The organism is Rathayibacter sp. PhB186 (assembly GCF_003751825.1).
Lineage (GTDB): Bacteria > Actinomycetota > Actinomycetes > Actinomycetales > Microbacteriaceae > Rathayibacter > Rathayibacter festucae.
This window is the reverse complement of the sequence record NZ_RJKO01000001.1, coordinates 1091816-1110850: the sequence shown is the minus strand read 5'-3', so window position 1 is coordinate 1110850 and position 19035 is coordinate 1091816. Positions and strand designations below refer to the sequence as shown.

Below are 19035 nucleotides of genomic sequence, written 5' to 3'. Positions count from 1 at the left end.
CACGGACGTCCCGACCCTGCCGCCCTGGCGCGGGCTCTGGCGCACCACGTCGTCAGCGCGAGGGACGACTCCCGAGCTGCTCGCCGCGCTTCCAGAGCCACTCGACCGGGCCGACAGCGAAGCGGCGGAGCCAGAGATGCGCGGCGAGCACGACGATCGACGCGATCAGGACGAAGGCGCCGATCGTCACGGGTACCCGCCACGGCGCCACGGTGACCGCGAGCCCGAGGCCCCAGCCGTAGAACAGAGCGCCCCCGAGCAGGTTCTGCAGGAGATAGGCGCTCAGAGCGACCCGGCCGACCTCGCGAGCGCGACGCGCGAGCCAGCCGTCGCTGCCCCGGCGCAGGCCGAGCTCGGCGAGGAGGGCGAGCAGCCCGAGCGCCACCAGCGGAGCGACGAGGTAGCGCTCGGCCAGCAGACCGGCCGCGCTCCCGGTGAGTCCGAGCGCCAGATCGACCGGAGCGGCGACCGCACCGAGGACCATCAGCCGCCGCCGCAGCAGTCGCCCCTCCTCCGCGAAGAGGCCGGCGCGCAGCAGCTGAGCACCGAGCAGGAACATCGCCAGGCTCAGGAATCCGATCAGCAGGGGCTCGGCACGGAAGACTCCCGTGTTCTGCAGCCGGAAGACGGCGAGGCCGAGGAAGGAGGCGTCAGCGTAGGGGCTGCGACCCGTCGGACCCTGACCGGCGGCACCCGGCTGCGTCGCCACGAGCGCCACGAGCGCCGAGATCAGCAGGACGTGCAACGCCCCGAGGACGACCACCGTGCGCCGCTGCGTCCGCGGCCGGGTGAGCAGCAGCCAGGCCACGACCGCTCCCGTCACCGCGTAGCCCATCAGCACATCGAACTCCGCGATCAGCACGTAGTTGACCGCGCCGTCGAACAGGAGCAGCGTCGCCCGCCAGAGGTAGCGGCCGGGCCAGCGCCGACCCCGGCGGACCGCCGACGCGTGCTGGATCGCCAGCCCGATGCCGAAGGTGAGCGAGAGCAGGGCGAGGAACTTCCCCTGTGCCAGAGCCATCAGCACCAGCTGCACGGTCTGCGCGCCCGGGGATGTCCCGGGCGTCACCGGCTCGCTGAGCATCCCGAGCAGTCCCCAGGGGTGGGAGAACAGCCAGATGTTGGTGCCGAGGGTCCCGATGATCGCGACGCCGCGGACGACGTCCAGCGAGTCGATGCGCGCTCTCGCCGTCTCGGCGATTGGCAATACAGTCGTATTGGTCATGGTCGAGAGCGTAGCCTGCTCGAGCGGACGGATCGAGGGGAGCGCACGTGGCCGATCGGCGCGAGAGCAGGAGCGACATCCTCTCGGCGGTCGTCACCGTCCTCTCGACGCGCGGGGCCGATCAGCTCAGCATCCGGACCGTCGCCGCTGAAGCAGGCGTCTCGGCAGGCGCCGTCCAGCACCACTTCCCGACGAAGCAGGCGCTGCTGACCGGCGCGATGGCAGCGGTGGAGGAGCGGTTCCGCCGACGGATGCTCGACCTGCGGGAGGAGGAGCCGTCGGCGGACGCTCGTCTCCGCGCCTTCTGCGAGGCGATCGCCTGCGTCGAGGACGCCGACGTCCCCGACGCCGTCGTCTGGACCGCGTTCGCCTCACGCGCCGGCACCGACCCCGAGATCCGCGCCCTGCACACCGCCGGCTGGTCGCGCACGGAGGACGTCGTCCTGGAGCTGCTGCACGCCGCGCACCCCACGGCGCCGCTCGGCCCCGACGACGCCGCGCTCCTCCTCGCCGTCCTCGACGGCATCGCCGTCGCCCGCGCCGCCGAGCAGCCGACCCGCCTCTCCCCCGCCCGCGCCCGAACCCTCCTCACCCGCACCCTCACCCTGCTGGCCCCCTGACCCGCCGCCCCGCCGCCCGCCTCGCGAGATGCCACTTGTGCAAGCCTCCCCCGGCGTGTCGCGCACACAAGTGGCATCTCGCGACCCGGACCGCCCTCGCACCCACCCAGAACGAGCACCCTCAAGGCAGAGCGCGCTGTCGACAATCGCGTGCCAAGCGATTCTCGACAGCGCGACGCGACCCGCTCCACGAAACGCACCACGTCGACAAGCCGACCGCGCTGAGCCGCACAAGGGGCGGCTCAGAAAACGGCACCACGGGTCAGGAGCGAGCACCCTCAAGGCAGAGCGCGCGATCGAGAATCGCGTGCCAAGCGATTCGAGACAGCGCGACGCGACACGCTCCATGGAACGCACCACGACGAGAAGCCGACTGCGCTGAGCCGCGCAGGGAGCGGCTCAGAGAACGGCACCGCCGAGCGCGCGCTCGATCTTCGCCGTGATCTCGGTCTGGTCGAGGTAGTTGTCGATGACGACGACCTCGGCGAAGGTCTTGCCGATCCTGTCGATCAGCTCGCTGGAGGTGAGGATGACCTGCGCGTCGGCGGCGAGGGCGTCGACGGAGGCGAGGTCGGAGGCGACGACCTCGGCCTCGAGGTCGAGGGCTTCGAGGGCGCGCTCGGCGCCGAGCTTGAGGATGGCGGAGGTGCCGATTCCGGCGCCGCAGAGGGTGACGATCTTCATGCGCTTCTTCCGTGGTGCGGGGTGTCGTCGGTGAGGACGGCGTTGATGCTGCGGACGGTGCGGGCGGCGGCGAGGGCCGCGACCGCATCCGGCTTGCTGAGGACGTCGGCGAGGCCGGAGACGAAGCCGACGTGGCCGTGCGCCTGGGTGGCGGCGATGCCGATGACGACCGAGACCGGGTCGTTGGTGCTGTGGCCGAAGGCGACGGGGTCGGCGAGGGTGACCACCGAGATCCCGTCCGCGAGCACGTCGTTGCCGGGGCGGGCGTGCGCGAGGGCGAGGCCGGGGGCGATCACGATGTAGGGCCCGAGCACGTCGACCTGCTCGACCATCCGGCGGGAGTAGGCCGGGTCGACCGCGCCGCTGCGCTCGAGGGCGCGGCCCGCCTCCATGACCGCCTCGCGCCAGCTGGCGGCGGGGTGGCGCAGGGCCACCGCGGCGTCGGAGAGCGGGTCGAGGGGCATGCTCAGGCCGCCTCGAAGCCGGCGCTGATGGTCTCGATCAGCTCGCGGCGCTCGTCCAGCGGCAGGAAGCTCGCCTCGGCCGCGTTGACCTGGAACGCCTCGAGGTCGTCGAGGTCGTAGCCGAACGCGTCCGAGAGCAGCGCGAGCTCGCGGCTGAGCGTCGTGCCGCTCATCAGGCGGTTGTCGGTGTTGACGGTGACGCGGAAGCCGAGCTGGTAGAGCAGGTCGAACGGGTGGTCGGCGAGCTCGGTGCCCCACGCGGCGATCGCCCCGGTCTGCAGGTTCGAGGACGGGCTGAGCTCGAGCGCGATCCGCCGGTCCTTCACCCACTCGGCGAGCTCGCCCAGGGTGACGTAGCTGGCGTCGTCGTCCTGGCGCTCGACGCGGATGTCCTCCGCGAGCCGGACGCCGTGGCCGAGGCGCAGTGCCCGGCCGTCCAGGAGCGCCGAGCGGATGCTGTCGAGGCCGTCCGCCTCGCCCGCGTGCACGGTCGTCGGGAAGTGCGCGGCGGCGAGGAGCTCGAACGCGGGGCGGTGCCGCGACGCGGGGAAGCCCGCCTCCGCACCGGCGATGTCGAAGCCGATCGCGCCGCGCTCGCGGTGGCGCAGGGCCAGCTCGGCGATCTCGAGCGAGCGGTCGGTGTGCCGCATCGCGGTGATCAGCTGGCCGACGCCGAGCCGCGAGCCGTGCGCGGCCGCCTCCTGGACGCCCTGCTCGAGTCCTTCCTGCACGGCCTCGACGGCCGCATCGAGGGTGAGACCGGAGCGGAGGTGCTGCTCGGGCGCCCAGCGGATCTCGCCGTGGACGACTCCGTCGGCGGCGAGGTCGAGCACGAACTCGCGCGCGACGCGCTCGAGCGACGAAGCGGTCTGCATGACGGCGATCGTGGTCTCGAAGGTGGCGATGTAGTCCTCGAGCGAGCCGGAGTCGGCCGTGGTGGTGAACCACCGCTCGAGAGCCTCGGGGTCCTCGGCGGGCAGGGCGACGCCGGTCTGCGCGGCGATGTCGACGATCGTCTCGGCGCGGAGTCCGCCGTCGAGGTGGTCGTGCAATGACACCTTGGGCAGGTCGTCGATGAGGATGCCCTCGCCCGGGAGGAGGTACTCCTCGTGGCTGCTGCCGGTCTCGGTGCTGTCGGTCACGGTGCTCCTCCGGTGGGACGACGGTTCGCCGACCACCTTACGGTGCCGCCCGCGCCGGCCTCCCTCGCGGCTGCCACCCCGTCCGGGTCAGGCCGGGTGCGCGAGCAGGCCGGGCCACCTCCGGCATGCGGAACGACCTCCGGCACGCCGGAACTCGCGAATCCCCCGAGCCGGGCTCATTCCACGAGCCGGACATCCTCTGGGCCCGATCCCGGCACGCGGAATCACCTTCGGCACGTCGGAACCCGCGCATTCCACGAGCCCGGGCCGACTCCACGAGCCGAAGCTCCTGCCTGCCCATCTCCGGCACGCGAAACCGACTCCGGCACGCTGAAAGCTGCGGATCTTACGAGCCGGGCGCGGTTTCACGAGCCGGACGTCCACCCTCACCTTCGGCACGCGGAAACAGCTCCGGCACGCCCGAACGAGCGGAATTCACGCGCCGGATTCGGTTCGCCGAGCCGGATATCGACCCCGACCACCTCCGGCACGCGGAAGCAGCTCCGGCACGTCGGAATCCGCAGATTCCGCGTGCCGGAGGCCGTTCCGCGAGCCGGAGGTCGACCCGAGCGGCGGCGCGGGTCAGGCGATGCGCTCCGCCACCAGCGGGCCGCCGTCGAGGACCGCGTCGCCCTCGTCGCCGATGCGGTACGCGCCGTCCAGCGCCTCGAGCGCGCGGGAGAAGCGGGACGGCTCGTCGGCGGAGAGCGTGAAGAGCGGCTGACCGGCGCGGACCCGGTCGCCGGGCTTCGCGTGCAGGTCGATGCCGGCGGCGTGCTGCACCGCGTCCTGCTGGCGCGCGCGCCCCGCGCCGAGGCGCCAGGCCGCGATGCCGAAGGGCAGCGCCTGCTGCTCGACCAGGACGCCGTCGCGCTCGGCCAGGACGACGTGCGTCTCGCGGGCGACCGGCAGCGCGCCGTCCGGGTCGCCGTCCTGGGCGCGGATGACCGCACGCCAGGTGTCCATCGCCGCGCCGCCGTCGAGCGCACCCTCGACGTCCGCGTCGGGCTGCCCGGCCAGCGCCAGCATCTCGCGGGCGAGCGCGAGGGTCAGCTCGCGGACGTCCGCGGGGCCGCCGCCGGCGAGCACCTCGACGGACTCGCGGACCTCGTTCGCATTGCCGATCGCGAGGCCGAGCGGCACGTTCATGTTGGTCAGCAGCGCCGTGGTGCGGACGCCGGCGTCGTTGCCGAGATCGACCATGGCGCGGGCCAGCTCGCGCGAGCGCTCGATGTCGGTCATGAACGCGCCGGAGCCGAACTTGACGTCGAGGACCAGGGCGTCGGTCCCCTCCGCGATCTTCTTCGACATGATCGAGGAGGCGATCAGCGGGATCGCCTCGACGGTGCCGGTGATGTCGCGCAGGGCGTAGAGCTTCTTGTCCGCCGGAGCGAGCCCGGAGCCCGCGGCGCAGATGACGCCGCCGACCGTCCGCAGCTGCTCGAACATCTCCTCGTTGCTGAGGTCCGCGCGCCAGCCGGGGATCGCCTCGAGCTTGTCGAGCGTGCCGCCCGTGTGGCCGAGGCCGCGACCGGAGAGCTGCGGCACCGCGACGCCGAAGGAGGCGACCAGCGGCATCAGCGGCAGCGTGATCTTGTCGCCGACCCCGCCGGTGGAGTGCTTGTCGACCGTCCGCTTGCCGAGGCCGTCGAAGCTCATCCGCTCGCCGCTCGCGATCATCGCGAGGGTCAGGTCGCGGATCTCGTCGCGGTCCATCCCGTTGAGCAGCACGGCCATCGCGAAGGCGGCCATCTGCTCGCCCTGGACGTAGCCGCGGGTGTAGGCGTCGATCAGCCAGTCGATCTGCGCGGTCGAGAGCGTGCCGCGGTCGCGCTTGGTGCGGATGACGTCGACGGCGTCGAACGCCTCGACGGGGGTGGACGGGGTCATGCGAGGTCCTCGGTTCAGGAGTGGGAGCGGGAGGCGGCGGCGCTGCACGGCCGCGGAGGGCCGTCGGCGCCGCGGAGGGCGTCGGCGGGGCGGGACTACTCGGCCGCGTACGCCTCGAGGGTGCGCGGACCGAACGCGTCGGGGATGACCTCGTCGATCGTCTTCACGCCCGACACGGTCTGCAGGAGCATCCCGTCGGCGGAGTGCTCGAAGAGCAGCTGACGGCAGCGCCCGCAGGGCATCAGCACGCCGCCCTTGCCGTCCACGCAGGTGAAGGCGACGAGCCGGCCGCCGCCCGTCATGTGCAGCGACGACACCAGCGCGCACTCGGCGCAGAGGGTCAGGCCGTAGGAGGCGTTCTCGACGTTGCAGCCGGAGATCACCCGGCCGTCGTCGACCAGCGCGGCGACGCCCACGGGGAACTTCGAGTACGGCACGTAGGCCTTGCCCATCGCGTCGAGCGCGGCGGTGCGCAAGGCGTCCCAGTCGATGTCGGTCATCGGATCCGTCCTCACGATTTGAGATAGGGCTTGCCGGCGGCGGCCGGACCCCGCGACTGCCCGACCAGGCCGGCGACCGCGAAGATCGTCACCACGTAGGGCAGCATCAGCATGAACTCGCTCGGCACCGGCGAGCCGATGACGCCGAGCACGTTCTGCAGGTTGGTCGCGAAGCCGAACAGCAGCGAGGCGAGGGTGGCCTTGATCGGGTCCCAGCGGCCGAAGATGACCGCCGCCAGGGCGATGAAGCCCGCGCCCGCCGTCATCTCCTTGCCGAACGCGCCGACCGCGTCGAGCGTGTAGTACGCCCCGCCCATGCCCGCGATCGCGCCGGCCAGCGAGACGTTCCAGAACCGCGTCCTGGCCACGTTGATGCCGACGGTGTCCGCGGCCTGGGGGTGCTCGCCGACCGCGCGGAGCCGCAGGCCCCACTTCGTCTTGAAGAGCCCCCACCACACGGCGAAGATCGCGAAGTACATCAGGTAGACGATGATCGTCTGGTTGAACAGCACCGGTCCGAGGATCGGCACCTGGCTGAGTCCCGGGATCGGCAGCCGGTCGAACTTGACCGGCGAGTTGAAGACGGCGGCGTCGCTGGTCAGCACCTGCGAGTAGAGGAAGCTCGTGAGCCCCGTCACGAGGACGTTGAGGACGACGCCGACGATCACCTGGTCGACCAGGTACTTGATCGCGAAGGCGGCGAGCACGAACGAGACCAGCACGCTCGCGATCATCGCCGCGAGCAGGCCGAGCACGGGCTGGCGGGTCAGCGAGCCGACCATCGCCGCGGTGAAGGCGCCGGCGAGCAGCTGGCCCTCGATCGCGACGTTGACCACGCCGACGCGCTCCGAGATGACCCCGCCGAGCGAGCCGAAGATCAGCGGAGTCGCGAGCCCGACGGTGCCGAGGAGCAGCCCCGGCAGCGGCAGCGTCGCGCCCGCGGACGCCCAGACCAGGAAGCCGACCAGGAAGACGAGCGCGAAGAGCGCCGAGAGCCAGAGCGGCAGGCGGCGGGCCGAGCGGGTGAAGGCGACGGCGACCGCCGTCAGACCGACCAGGACGACCGCCACGACCACGCCGGTGGCGCGGGTCGGGAACGGCAGGTCCGGCAGGGCGAAGAAGTCGTTGCCGGAGGCGAGGCGGAACGAGCTGGTGCCGTCGCGGCCGAGGGCCACGAACAGGATCACGGCCAGCAGCGAGAAGATCCCGAACGCGATCGGGGCCTTCCAGCTGCGGACGGCGACCCGGGACGCGGTCCCGGGGGCACGGGAGACTGCGGTGGTCATGCGGACACCTCCGTGGTGCGGCGCGTGCGGCGCTTGGGGGCGACCCCGGGCGTCGGGAGGCGGAAGATCGCGCGCACCAGGGGCGGCGCGGCGATGAAGAGGACGATCAGCGACTGCACGACGAGGACCACGTCGATCGGCACACCCTCGGCGGCCTGCATCGAGTAGCCGCCGGCCTTGAACGCGCCGAAGAGGATGCCGGCGAAGAAGACGCCCCACGGCCGCGAGCGGCCCAGCAGCGCGACGGTGATCGCGTCGAAGCCGATGCCCGCGTCGATCCCGGAGGTGAAGCCGGTGGTGACGGTGCCCATCACCTGCGCGCTGCCGGCCAGGCCGAGCAGGCCACCGGAGAGCAGCATCGCGTACACGTAGCTGTTCTTGACGTCGATGCCGGCGACCCGGGCCGCGTGCGGGTTCTCGCCCACCGCGCGGAACTTGAAGCCGATGCTCGAGCGGTTGAGCAGCCACCAGACGAAGACGGTCGCGAGGATCGCGACGACGAAGCCGAGGTTCAGCGAGTAGCCGGAGCCGAGGAGGTCGGGGAAGACCGCCGTGTCCTTCATCCCGGGCGACTTGGGATTGTTCGAGCCCGGAGCCTGGAGGGCGCCCGGCGTGCGCAGGAGGTAGGAGACGAAGTAGAACGCGACGTAGTTGAGCATGATCGTGAGGATCACCTCGTGCGCGCCGGTCCGCGCCTTGAGCAGGCCGACGAGGCCGCCCCAGAGCGCGCCGCCCAGGATGCCCGCGGCGAGGGTGATCACCAGGTGCACGCCGAACGGCAGGTCGAAGGAGAAGCCGACCCAGCCGGCGCAGGCGGCGGCGATCAGCATCTGGCCGCGGCCGCCGATGTTGAAGAGCCCGACGCGGAAGGCGAGGGCGACGCCGAGGCCGCCCGCGATCAGCGGCGTGGCGAAGGCGAGGGTGTCGGTCAGCGGCTTGATGCCGTTCGCGAAGCCCTCGCGGCGGAAGTTGTAGACCGAGCCCTGGAAGAGCGAGGAGTACGCCCCGGCGACCGACTGCCAGATCGCCTGCAGCGTGTCGAGCGGCCGGGCTAAGAAGTAGCCCGAGGCCGACTGGACCTCGGGGTCGGTGGCGGCGATCAGCACGCCGCCCGCGATCAGCGAGAGCAGGACGGCCAGCACCGACATGAGCGCGGTGCCGGAGAGGATCTCGCGGAGGACGCGCGAGGCCCCGCTCTCGATCGGGCCGGGCCGCGCCTCCTGACCCGGCTTCTGGCCCGGCTCGAGACCGGTCGCCCTCTCGGACTCGGCGTCCGGATCGACGGCGGGCAACTGCGCGTCGCTCATGCGGCCGCACCCTTCTCGGCGGGCGACTGCCCGGCCATCATGAGCCCCAGGGTCTCCCGGGGAGTGTCGGCGGGGACGATCCCGATGATGCCGCCCTTGTACATGACCGCGATGCGGTCGGCGAGAGCCGCGACCTCGTCGAGCTCGGTGGAGACGACGATGACGGGCACGCCGGTGTCGCGGGTCTCGACGATGCGCTTGTGCACGAACTCGATCGAGCCGACGTCGATGCCGCGGGTCGGCTGGGCGGCGATGAACAGCCGCAGCTCACGGCTGAGCTCGCGGGCCAGGACCACCTTCTGCTGGTTGCCGCCGGAGAGCCGGCCGACGTGCGTGGTGATGCCCTGCGCGCGGACGTCGAACTCGCGGACGCGCTCCTCGGCGAACGTCTCCAGCGCCTTCAGCTGCAGGCCGAGACCCTTGACGAACGGGCCGCTGTCGCTGCGGTCGAGCATCAGGTTCTCCGCGATGGTGAACTCGGCGACGAGGCCGTCCTCGGTGCGGTCCTCGGGGACGAAGCCGACGCCGGCGTCGAGCACCCGGCGGACGGAGAGGCCGTCGAGCCGGCGGCCGTCGAGGGTCACCGTGCCCTCCACGCGCTCCTGCAGGCCCATGATCGCCTCGGTCAGCTCGGTCTGGCCGTTGCCCTGCACGCCGGCGATGGCGAGGATCTCGCCGCGGCGGACCTCGAACGAGACGTCGTCGACGACGGCCTGCCCGTTCGCGTCCCGGACGGTGAGGTTGCTGACGACGAGGGCCTCGTCGCCCGCCCGCGCCGGCTCCTTCTGGACGGTGAGCTCGACGGCGCGGCCGACCATCAGCGAGGCCAGCTCCGCGTTGCTCGCGGTCGGCGAGGCCTCGCCCACGACCTGGCCGAGGCGGATGACCGTGATGCGGTCGCCCACCTCGCGGACCTCGCGCAGCTTGTGCGTGATGAAGACGATCGCGGTCCCGGAGGCACGCAGCTGCCGCATGATCGCGATCAGCTCGTCGGTCTCCTGCGGGGTCAGCACGGCGGTCGGCTCGTCGAAGACGAGGACCTTCGCGTCGCGGGAGAGCGCCTTGATGATCTCGACCCGCTGCTGGACGCCGACGGGCAGGTCCTCGACGATCGCATCGGGATCGACGTCGAAGCCGAAGCGGTCGGAGATGTCGCGGACGCGGGCGCGCGCGGCGGCCAGGTCGAGCCGGCCGCCCGACTTCGTCTCCTCGTGGCCGAGCATGACGTTCTCGGCGACCGAGAAGACCGGGACGAGCATGAAGTGCTGGTGCACCATCCCGATCCCCGCCTTCATGGCGTCGCCGGGGCCGGAGAAGCGCTGGACCACGTCGTTCAGCAGGATGTCGCCCTCCTCCGCCTGATACAGGCCGTACAGGACGTTCATCAGCGTGGACTTGCCCGCGCCGTTCTCGCCGAGGAGGCAGTGGATCTCACCGGGTTCGACGGTGAGGTCGATGTGATCGTTGGCCACGAGAGCGCCGAAGCGCTTCGTGATGCCCCGCAGTTCGAGCTTCATGGGTCCAATCTAACTTTCGGTGCGGGGTGCCAGCGCGCGGGAGCCGGCGGGACAGCCGACGAGAGGCCGGTGGGCCCGAGCAGAACTCGGGCCCACCGGCCTCTTCGTCAGTGCGCTGCGATCGATCCGGGGATCAGGACGCGGCGGGAGCGGACGGCGACTCGACGGTGATCGAGCCGTCGATGATGCCCTCCTTGATGGTGTCCAGCTCGCCCTGCAGGTCGGCCGAGACCTTCGACTCGAAGTCGTGGAACGGCGCGATGCCGACCCCGTCGTTCTCGAGCGTGCCCACGTACGGGGTCGCGTCGAAGGCGTCGGCACCCGCGGTGGAGGTGACGTCGGTCGTGCCGGCCTCGATGCCCTTGAGGATCGAGGTCAGGTACAGGTCGCCGCCGTCGGGGTAGGTCTCGTACAGGTCGGCGTCGACACCCACCATGGCGATCTCCTTGCCGGAGTCGCGGATGGCCTCGATGGCCGACTGGAAGATCGGGCCGCCGACCGGGAGGATGACGTCGGCGTTCTGGTCGATCAGGGACTGCGCGGCCGACTTGGCCTCGACACCGGCGGCGAAGCCTCCGGTGAACGAGCCGGTCTGCGCGGCGACGTCCCAGCCGACGACCTTGACGTCGGTGCCCTTCTGCTCGTTGTGGTACGCCACGCCGTCCGCGAAGCCGTCCATGAAGATGGTGACGGTCGGGAACTGCTGGCCGCCGTAGGTGCCCACGACGCCCGTCTTCGAGTACGACGCCGCCGCGTAGCCGGCGAGGAACGCCGACTGCGAGGTGTCGAAGGTGATCGGCTTGACGTTCGGCAGATCGATCGACGCGTCGTCGATGATGGCGAAGTCGATGTCGGTGTTCTCCTCCGCCGCGGCCGAGGTGGCCTCGGCGAGGGCGAAGCCGACGGTGATGATCAGGTTGCAGCCCTGGTCGACGAGGCTCGTCAGGTTGGGCGCGTAGTCGGTCTCGGACTCCGAGGTGACGGTCTTCGGGGTGACTCCGAGGTCCTCGGACGCCGCGACCAGGCCGTTGTAGCCGAGCTCGTTGAACGACTTGTCGTCGAACCCGCCCGCGTCGGAGACCATGCAGGGCAGGAAGTCGCCACCGGCGGCGGCGCTCGAGCCGGTCTCCTCGGGGGCGGAGGCGCAACCGGCGAGAAGCGCGGTGACGCCCAGAGCGGCGAGACCGCCGAACGCGGCCTTACGCGTGGTGATAGTCAAGATTCGTCCTCCAAGATTCGGCCCCGCGCGCACGATCGGCACTGCAGGGCATCGATGACCTCACGTTACCCAAGGTGTCGGAACGCTCAGCCGCCGCGGAGGGCCAACTCGGGAAGCGTTACACAGTGTTGATCTTGGGGAGGAGCCGCGAGCGGCTCCTCCCCCGCGGTCGGCCACCTGGAGTGGTGCGTTCCGCAGAGCGGGTCGCGTCGGGCTGGCCGGAATCGCTCGCACGCGATTCCGACTCGCGGCCCTCGACGCGGTGCCGGTCTTGGGGAGGAGCCGCGAGCGGCTCCTCCCCCGCGGTCGGCCACCTGGAGTGGTGCGTTCCGCAGAGCGGGTCGCGTCGGGCTGGCGGAAATCGCTGGCACGCGATTTCCGCTCGCGGCCCTCGACCCTGCGGGCGAGGGAGTCCGGGACGCTTCGCTCCCGGACTTCTGCGCGACCAGCGGGTGAGAGCACGACTCCCTCTGGGCGCGCGGCCACCCATGCTGATCGAGTAGCGCGCGGAGCGCGCGTATCGAGATCCACCGACGTCAGAACGTGAGTCTGCAGAGCCGCCCTGCTGGGGACGGCGGTCTCGATACGCCGCTGCGCGGCTACTCGACCAGCAGGGGAAGGACGCGGCTCCGCTCAGACATGCGGTCGTACGACCCTGCTGATCGAGTAGCGCGCGGAGCGCGCGTATCGAGATCCACCTCTCCCGGGAGGGCGGATCTCGGGACGATCGGCTACAGGACGTCGGTGCGGCCCGAGAGGCGGAGGGCGTCGACGACGCCCTTCACCTTCTGGGCGTTCTCGGTGGTGGTGACGAGGAGGGCGTCGGGGGTGTCGACGACGACGATGTCCTTCACGCCGATCAGCGCGATGGTGCGGTTGCCGCCGCTGACGACGATGCCGGTGGCGGAGTCGGCCAGGACGCGGGCGTCCTCGCCGAGGATCGCCAGGTCGGAGCGCAGGCCGCTTGCGTGCAGCTTCGCGATCGACGCGAAGTCACCGACGTCGTCCCAGGAGAAGTGGCCGGGGACGACGGCGAGCTTGCCCTCCGCGGCGGCCGGCTCGGCGACCGAGTAGTCGATCGCGATCTTCTCGAGGCCCGGCCAGATGCGGTCGACGACGGCGCCGCGCTCCGGGGTGTCCCACGCCTCCGCGAGCTCGAGCAGACCGGCGAGCAGCTTCGGCTTCGAGCGGCCGAGCTCCTCGAGCAGGCGGTCGGCGCGAGCGATGAACATGCCGGCGTTCCAGAGGTACTGACCGCTCTGGACGTAGGTGCGGGCGGTCTCGGCGTCGGGCTTCTCCACGAAGGAGTCGACGGCGAGCGTGTGCGCGGCGCCCTCGATGCCGAGGTGGGCGCCGGTGCGGATGTAGCCGAAGCCCACCGCGGGCTCGGTCGGCGTGATGCCGATGGTCGCGATGTAGCCGGCGTCGGCGGCGACGACCGCCTCCGCGACCGCGTCGTGGAAGAGGTGCTGACCGCTGATCACGTGGTCGGCAGCGAACGAGCCGATGATCACGCCGGGCTCGCGGCGCTCGAGGATCGCGGCGGCGAGGCCGATCGCGGCGGAGGAGTCGCGCGGCTCGCTCTCGAGGACGACGTTGAGGTCCTCGAGGCTCTCGAGCTGGCGCTCCACGGCGGCGCGGTGCGCACGGCCGGTGACGACCATGATGCGGTCGGCGCCCGAGATCGGCGCGAGACGGTCCCAGGTGTCGCGGAGCAGGGTCTGGCCCGAGCCGGTGAGGTCGTGCAGGAACTTGGGGGCGTCGGCCCGGGAGAGCGGCCACAGCCTCGAGCCGATCCCGCCTGCCGGGATCACGCTGTAGAAGCGGTCGAGCGGGGCGCGGCCATCGGTCTCAGGTGATGTCATGTCCGCAGGATACAAGGGCGCCCGGACGTGTCCGTCCGTTCACCCGGGCGCGCTCCCGCGTTCACACGGCGCCCGTACCGTCCGGAGGGTGAGAGTCGCGGTCGTCACGGAGAGCTTCCTCCCGTCGTTGAACGGTGTCACCACGAGCGTCCTCCGGGTCCTCGACGAGTTCGCGGCGCGCGGGATCGAGGCCCTCGTCGTGTGCCCTGCCGCGGGGGCGCCCGGGCACTACGCCGGCCACCGCGTCGTCGAGCACCCGGCGATCGCCTACCGGGACTTCCCCGTCGGGATCCCGACGCTCGCGCTCACCCGCGAGCTCGCCGACTTCGAACCCGACGTCGTGCACGTCGCCTCGCCCTTCCTTCTGGGGGCGCGCGCCATCGCCTCCGCGAACAGGCTCGGCGTGCCCAGCGTCGCGATCTACCAGACCGACGTCGCGCGCTTCGCCGCCCGCTACGGCATCCGCGGCGCCCGGGCCCTGGCCTGGCGGGTGATCCGCCAGATCCACGCGGGCGCCGACCTCACCCTCGCCCCCTCGACCAGCGCGCTCGACGACCTCGCCGCCGCCGGGATCGAGCGCACCGCGCTCTGGGGGCGCGGCGTGCAGAGCGACCGCTTCCACCCGCGGATGCGCTCCTCCCCCTACGCCGCCGAGGTGCGGGCGCCGGTCGCCGCCGGCGACGCGCTCGTCGGCTACATCGGCCGCCTCTCCCCCGAGAAGCGCGTCGAGCGCCTGGCCTCCCTCTCCTCTCTTCCGGGCGCGGACCTGGTCGTCGGCGGCTACGGCCCCTCCTCCTCCCGGGTCGCGGCGGCGCTCGGCTCCTCGGCGCGGATGCTCGGACGGCTCGACGGGGAGCGACTGCCCGCGGTCTTCGCGGCTCTGGACGTCTTCGTGCACACCGGCACCGAGGAGACCTTCGGGCAGACCGTGCAGGAGGCGCAGGCCTCGGGCACGGCGGTCGTCGCCCCGCACGCCGGCGGCCCGACCGATCTGATCGAGCACGGCGTGGACGGGCTGCTCTACGCGCCGGAGAGCGACTCCGATCTGCGTCGGCAGGTCGAGCGGCTGCTGGACGATCCGGGGCTCCGCTCGAGGCTCGGCGAGGCGGGCCGGCGCCGCGTGCTTCACCGCACCTGGAGCGCGCTCACGGACGAGCTCCTCGCGCACTACGCGACGGTCGGCGCACCCGTGTCGATGGCCCGCGGCAGCTAAGGCTCGCCTAAGCCGCGGCGACCGGGCCCGGCGCTTAGAATCGTCGAGCGAGTGTTCTCGCCGCTCCTCCGCCCCGCCCGCGTCCTCGAGTCGCGGGTCCGGTCAGGCCGACGGAGCAGTCAACCAGGGAGGGTTGTTCGTGTCAGTTTCAGCTGCTCAAACCCTCGCACCCCGGAAGCAGGGGAAGATCCGCCGTCCGGCCGGAACCCTCTACCGCGGTCGCGAAGGCATGTGGTCGTGGGTGCTGCACCGGATCACCGGTGTCGCCATCTTCTTCTTCCTCCTCGTGCACGTCCTCGACACGGCCCTCATCGCCGTGAGCCCCGAGGCGTACAACGCGGTCATCGCCCAGTACAAGAACCCGATCATGGGCCTCGGCGAGACCGGCCTCGTGGCCGCGATCGCGTTCCACGCCATGAACGGCCTGCGTATCATCCTCGTCGACTTCTGGAGCTGGGCCACCCGGAACCAGCGTCTGCTCTTCTGGGTCGTCATCGGCCTGTGGGTCGTGCTGATGCTCGGCTTCGCACCCCGCCACCTCATCAACGTCTTCAGCGAGGGAGGTGCCCATTGAGCACCGTCGCCGCACCGCGGACTCCGCACGTCCCGACCCGCTCCTCCGGCACCAACTGGGAGAAGTGGGGCTGGATCTACATGCGCGCCTCCGGCGTCGTGCTGATCGTCCTGATCTTCGGGCACCTGATCTTCAACCTCCTGCTCGGCGACGGCATCAAGGCCATCGACTTCGGCTTCGTCGGCGGCAAGCTCGCCAACCCGTTCTGGCAGTGGTGGGACGTCGCGATGCTCTGGCTCGCGCTCATCCACGGCGGCAACGGCATGCGCACGCTGGTGAACGACTACGCGACCTCGCCGCTGCTGGCCCGCGTCTTCAAGGGCGGCATCGTCGTCTCGGTCGTCGCGCTGATCGCGCTCGGCACCTACGTCGTCTTCGGCTTCAACCCCTGCCCCACCGGCGGGGACCCGAGCCTGCTGCCCTCCTTCTGCGCCGCCTAGGCGCCCGGTGCCGCGCGGTCCGACCGCGCGGCACCGCCACGCCACCGGGAGCGCCCCTCCCCCACTCCCGCCCTTCCACCCCGTTCAACGGAGCAGTCACCCAGTGAGCACACCAGGCCACGTCCACAGCGGCGGCGCTGATCAGAGCGCCTTCACCCAGACCCTCGGCGCCGACGGCGTCCACTACCACCAGTTCGACGTGGTGATCGTGGGAGCCGGCGGAGCGGGCATGCGCGCCGCGATCGAGGCCGGGCCCAAGGCGAAGACCGCCGTCATCTCCAAGCTGTACCCGACGCGCTCGCACACCGGCGCGGCGCAGGGCGGCATGGCCGCCGCCCTCGCGAACGTCGAGGAGGACAGCTGGGAGTGGCACACCTTCGACACCGTCAAGGGCGGCGACTACCTCGTCGACCAGGACGCGGCGGAGATCCTCGCGAAGGAGGCCATCGACGCGGTCATCGACCTCGAGAACATGGGCCTCCCGTTCAACCGCACCGAGGACGGCAAGATCGACCAGCGCCGCTTCGGCGGCCACACCCGCGACCACGGCAAGGCGCCCGTGCGCCGGGCCTGCTACGCGGCCGACCGCACCGGCCACATGATCCTGCAGACGCTGTTCCAGAACTGCGTCCGCCTGGGCATCAACTTCTACAACGAGTTCTACGTGCTCGACCTGGTGATGACCGAGGTCGACGGCGTGAACAAGCCGTCCGGCGTTGTCGCCTACGAGCTGGCGACCGGCGAGCTGCACGTCTTCCAGGCGAAGGCGATCATCTTCGCCACCGGCGGCTTCGGCAAGATCTACAAGACGACGTCGAACGCGCACACCCTCACGGGCGACGGCGTCGGCATCATCTGGCGCAAGGGCCTCCCCCTCGAGGACATGGAGTTCTTCCAGTTCCACCCGACCGGCCTGGCCGGGCTCGGCATCCTCCTCACCGAGGGAGCGCGAGGAGAGGGTGCGATCCTCCGCAACGCCTCGGGCGAGCGCTTCATGGAGCGCTACGCCCCCACCATCAAGGACCTCGCGCCGCGCGACATCGTCGCCCGCTGCATGGTCCAGGAGGTGGCGGAGGGCCGCGGCGCCGGCCCGCACAAGGACTACGTGCTGCTGGACTGCACCCACCTCGGCGCCGAGGTGCTGGAGACGAAGCTCCCGGACATCACCGAGTTCGCCCGCACCTACCTGGGCGTCGACCCGGTCGTCGAGCCGGTGCCGGTCATGCCGACCGCGCACTACGCGATGGGCGGCATCCCGACCAACGTCAAGGCCGAGGTCCTCTCGGACAACACCACCGTCGTCCCCGGCCTCTACGCCGCCGGCGAGTGCGCCTGCGTCTCGGTGCACGGCTCGAACCGCCTCGGCACCAACTCGCTGCTCGACATCAACGTCTTCGGGAAGCGCAGCGGCAACAACGCCGCGGACTACTCGCAGACCGTCGACTTCACTCCCCTGCCCGAGAACCCCGCCGGCGCGATCCGCGACATGCTCGCCTCGCTCCGAGGCGCCACCGGCACCGAGCGGATCGCCTCGATCCGCAAGGAGCTGCAGGACGAGATGGACAAGAACGCCCAGGTGTTCCGCACCGACGAGTCGCTCGAGCAGGTCACCGGCACCATCCAGCGCCTGCGCGACCGGTTCCGCAACATCTCGGTGCAGGACAAGGGCAAGCGCTTCAACACCGATCTCCTGGAGGCCGTCGAGCTCGGCTTCCTCCTCGACCTCGCCGAGGTCGTCGTCTACTCCGCCCGGAACCGCAAGGAGAGCCGCGGCGGTCACATGCGCGACGACTTCCCCAAGCGCGACGACGAGAACTACATGCAGCACACGATGGCGTACCTCTCCGGTGACGCCCACTCCTCCGACGCGGGCGACCACATCCGCCTCGATTGGAAGCCCGTCGTGATCACCCGGTACCAGCCGATGGAGAGGAAGTACTAGTCGTGTCGTCCGCCACTCTCGAGCAGCCCCCCGCCGCCCCCGCGGCCCCGGAGGCGTTCACCGTCACGTTCATCATCCGCCGCTTCGACCCGGAGCAGGACACCGAGCCGCGCTGGCAGGACTTCGACGTCGAGATGTTCTCGACCGACCGCGTCCTCGACGCTCTGCACCGGATCAAGTGGGACCAGGACGGGTCGCTGACGTTCCGTCGCTCCTGCGCGCACGGCATCTGCGGCTCCGACGCGATGCGGATCAACGGCCGCAACCGCCTGGCCTGCAAGACGCTGATCAAGGACCTCGACATCTCGCAGCCGATCTACATCGAAGCGATCAAGGGCCTGCCCCTCGAGAAGGACCTCGTCGTGGACATGGAGCCGTTCTTCGCCTCCTACCGCGAGGTGCAGCCGTTCCTGATCGCGAACACCCCGCCCACCAAGGGCAAGGAGCGCGTGCAGTCGGTCGCCGACCGCGCCCGCTTCGATGACACCACCAAGTGCATCCTCTGCGCGGCGTGCACGTCGTCCTGCCCGGTGTTCTGGACCGACGGGCAGTACTTCGGCCCCGCCGCGATCGTGAACGCGCACCGCTTCATCTTCGACTCGCGCGACGACGCCGGCGGAGCCCGCCTGGACATCCTCAACGACAAGGAGGGCGTCTGGCGCTGCCGCACGACCTTCAACTGCACCGAGGCCTGCCCCCGCGGCATCCAGATCACCCAGGCGATCGCCGAGGTGAAGCAGGCCGTCATCCGCGGCCGCGCCTGACGCTTCGTCCCCCGTTCGGCCCGTCGTGATCCTCGGATCCGGCGGGCCGTTGGTCGTCCCCGGTGCTCGCGGTGTACCTCCGGCACGTGGGAACTGCTCCGGCACGCCCGAATCCGGCCGATCGACGAGCCCGACTCGGAATCACGAGCCGAACATCGCCCGCGCCACCTCCGGCACGCGGTAACGGCTTCGGCACGTTCGAAACCGGCGAATCAACGAGCCCGACCCGGTATCACGAGCCGAACATCGCCCGCGCCACCTCCGGCACGCGGAAACGGCTCCGACACGTTGAAACCCGTCGAATCGACGAGCCCGACTCGGAGTCACGAGCCGAACGTCGGCCCATCCGAGCTCCGGCACGCGGAAACTGCTTCGGCACGCTC

At 71.1% G+C, this 19035-nt stretch carries 17 protein-coding genes; 6 read left to right on the top strand and 11 right to left on the bottom strand.

Annotated features, from left to right (window positions below):
• Nucleotides 1-52: 52 nt before the first annotated feature.
• A complete protein-coding gene (locus EDF45_RS05285) occupies nt 53-1225 on the bottom strand; it encodes a DUF418 domain-containing protein (RefSeq protein WP_123735204.1) in 1173 nt (390 codons plus the stop codon).
• 47 nt (nt 1226-1272) lie between these two features.
• Between EDF45_RS05285 and EDF45_RS05280 the strand changes: the two genes are divergently transcribed.
• Nucleotides 1273-1845 (top strand): TetR/AcrR family transcriptional regulator, encoded by a 573-nt coding sequence (locus EDF45_RS05280; protein ID WP_123735203.1) that lies wholly within the window; start codon nt 1273-1275, stop codon nt 1843-1845.
• 399 nt (nt 1846-2244) lie between these two features.
• Here EDF45_RS05280 and EDF45_RS05275 read toward each other — a convergent pair whose 3' ends face one another.
• The 10 genes from EDF45_RS05275 to EDF45_RS05230 all read right to left on the bottom strand — a co-directional run bounded on the left by EDF45_RS05275 (nt 2245) and on the right by EDF45_RS05230 (nt 13719).
• A complete protein-coding gene (locus EDF45_RS05275; protein WP_123445297.1) occupies nt 2245-2529 on the bottom strand; it encodes a PTS sugar transporter subunit IIB in 285 nt (94 codons plus the stop codon).
• Nucleotides 2526-2993: a PTS sugar transporter subunit IIA gene (locus tag EDF45_RS05270; protein WP_123735202.1), complete on the bottom strand. Its 468-nt coding sequence runs from the start codon at nt 2991-2993 to the stop codon at nt 2526-2528. Before EDF45_RS05270 ends, EDF45_RS05275 begins: the two co-directional genes overlap by 4 nt.
• A 2-nt stretch (nt 2994-2995) precedes the next feature.
• Complete coding sequence (locus EDF45_RS05265; RefSeq protein WP_123735201.1) at nt 2996-4135, bottom strand: adenosine deaminase; 1140 nt, start codon at nt 4133-4135, stop codon at nt 2996-2998.
• 582 nt (nt 4136-4717) lie between these two features.
• The gene (locus EDF45_RS05260) at nt 4718-6025 is read right to left on the bottom strand and encodes a thymidine phosphorylase (RefSeq protein ID WP_123733900.1); all 1308 of its coding nucleotides are present in this window, start codon (nt 6023-6025) and stop codon (nt 4718-4720) included.
• Between the two features lie 95 nt (nt 6026-6120).
• Nucleotides 6121-6525 (bottom strand): cytidine deaminase, encoded by a 405-nt coding sequence (locus EDF45_RS05255; RefSeq protein ID WP_123445294.1) that lies wholly within the window; start codon nt 6523-6525, stop codon nt 6121-6123.
• Nucleotides 6526-6536: 11 nt separating this feature from the next.
• Nucleotides 6537-7811 (bottom strand): ABC transporter permease, encoded by a 1275-nt coding sequence (locus EDF45_RS05250; RefSeq protein WP_123735200.1) that lies wholly within the window; start codon nt 7809-7811, stop codon nt 6537-6539.
• A complete protein-coding gene (locus EDF45_RS05245) occupies nt 7808-9118 on the bottom strand; it encodes an ABC transporter permease (protein ID WP_123735199.1) in 1311 nt (436 codons plus the stop codon). Before EDF45_RS05245 ends, EDF45_RS05250 begins: the two co-directional genes overlap by 4 nt.
• Entirely contained in the window at nt 9115-10635 is a 1521-nt protein-coding gene (locus tag EDF45_RS05240) for an ABC transporter ATP-binding protein (RefSeq protein ID WP_123735198.1), read from the bottom strand. The genes EDF45_RS05245 and EDF45_RS05240 overlap by 4 nt, the downstream gene beginning before the upstream one ends.
• Nucleotides 10636-10768: 133 nt before the next feature.
• The gene (locus tag EDF45_RS05235; RefSeq protein ID WP_123735197.1) at nt 10769-11854 is read right to left on the bottom strand and encodes a BMP family protein; all 1086 of its coding nucleotides are present in this window, start codon (nt 11852-11854) and stop codon (nt 10769-10771) included.
• 731 nt (nt 11855-12585) lie between these two features.
• Complete coding sequence (locus EDF45_RS05230; protein ID WP_123735196.1) at nt 12586-13719, bottom strand: mannose-1-phosphate guanylyltransferase; 1134 nt, start codon at nt 13717-13719, stop codon at nt 12586-12588.
• An 88-nt stretch (nt 13720-13807) separates the two neighbouring features.
• Between EDF45_RS05230 and EDF45_RS05225 the strand changes: the two genes are divergently transcribed.
• The 5 genes from EDF45_RS05225 (at nt 13808) to EDF45_RS05205 (ending at nt 18652) form a co-directional block, all read left to right on the top strand.
• Entirely contained in the window at nt 13808-14932 is a 1125-nt protein-coding gene (locus EDF45_RS05225; RefSeq protein WP_185020086.1) for a glycosyltransferase family 1 protein, read from the top strand.
• Nucleotides 14933-15071: 139 nt separating this feature from the next.
• Nucleotides 15072-15506, top strand: coding sequence for a succinate dehydrogenase, cytochrome b556 subunit (sdhC, locus tag EDF45_RS05220; RefSeq protein WP_123445287.1), 435 nt, complete (start codon nt 15072-15074; stop codon nt 15504-15506).
• Complete coding sequence (locus EDF45_RS05215; RefSeq protein ID WP_123702562.1) at nt 15503-15946, top strand: succinate dehydrogenase hydrophobic membrane anchor subunit; 444 nt, start codon at nt 15503-15505, stop codon at nt 15944-15946. Before sdhC ends, EDF45_RS05215 begins: the two co-directional genes overlap by 4 nt.
• A gap of 199 nt (nt 15947-16145) precedes the next feature.
• On the top strand, nt 16146-17888 hold the full coding sequence (gene sdhA, locus EDF45_RS05210; protein ID WP_243582900.1) for a succinate dehydrogenase flavoprotein subunit: 1743 nt from the start codon (nt 16146-16148) through the stop codon (nt 17886-17888).
• Nucleotides 17889-17890: 2 nt separating this feature from the next.
• Nucleotides 17891-18652 (top strand): succinate dehydrogenase iron-sulfur subunit, encoded by a 762-nt coding sequence (locus EDF45_RS05205; RefSeq protein ID WP_123445284.1) that lies wholly within the window; start codon nt 17891-17893, stop codon nt 18650-18652.
• Nucleotides 18653-19035: the final 383 nt, after the last annotated feature.

Coding starts and splice junctions, on each gene's coding strand:
- EDF45_RS05285 (WP_123735204.1), bottom strand. CDS start 1,225: ATGACCAATACGACTGTATTGCCAATCGCCGAGACGGCGAGAGCGCGC.
- EDF45_RS05275 (WP_123445297.1), bottom strand. CDS start 2,529: ATGAAGATCGTCACCCTCTGCGGCGCCGGAATCGGCACCTCCGCCATC.
- EDF45_RS05270 (WP_123735202.1), bottom strand. CDS start 2,993: ATGCCCCTCGACCCGCTCTCCGACGCCGCGGTGGCCCTGCGCCACCCC.
- EDF45_RS05260 (WP_123733900.1), bottom strand. CDS start 6,025: ATGACCCCGTCCACCCCCGTCGAGGCGTTCGACGCCGTCGACGTCATC.
- EDF45_RS05255 (WP_123445294.1), bottom strand. CDS start 6,525: ATGACCGACATCGACTGGGACGCCTTGCGCACCGCCGCGCTCGACGCG.
- EDF45_RS05250 (WP_123735200.1), bottom strand. CDS start 7,811: ATGACCACCGCAGTCTCCCGTGCCCCCGGGACCGCGTCCCGGGTCGCC.
- EDF45_RS05245 (WP_123735199.1), bottom strand. CDS start 9,118: ATGAGCGACGCGCAGTTGCCCGCCGTCGATCCGGACGCCGAGTCCGAG.
- EDF45_RS05240 (WP_123735198.1), bottom strand. CDS start 10,635: ATGAAGCTCGAACTGCGGGGCATCACGAAGCGCTTCGGCGCTCTCGTG.
- EDF45_RS05230 (WP_123735196.1), bottom strand. CDS start 13,719: ATGACATCACCTGAGACCGATGGCCGCGCCCCGCTCGACCGCTTCTAC.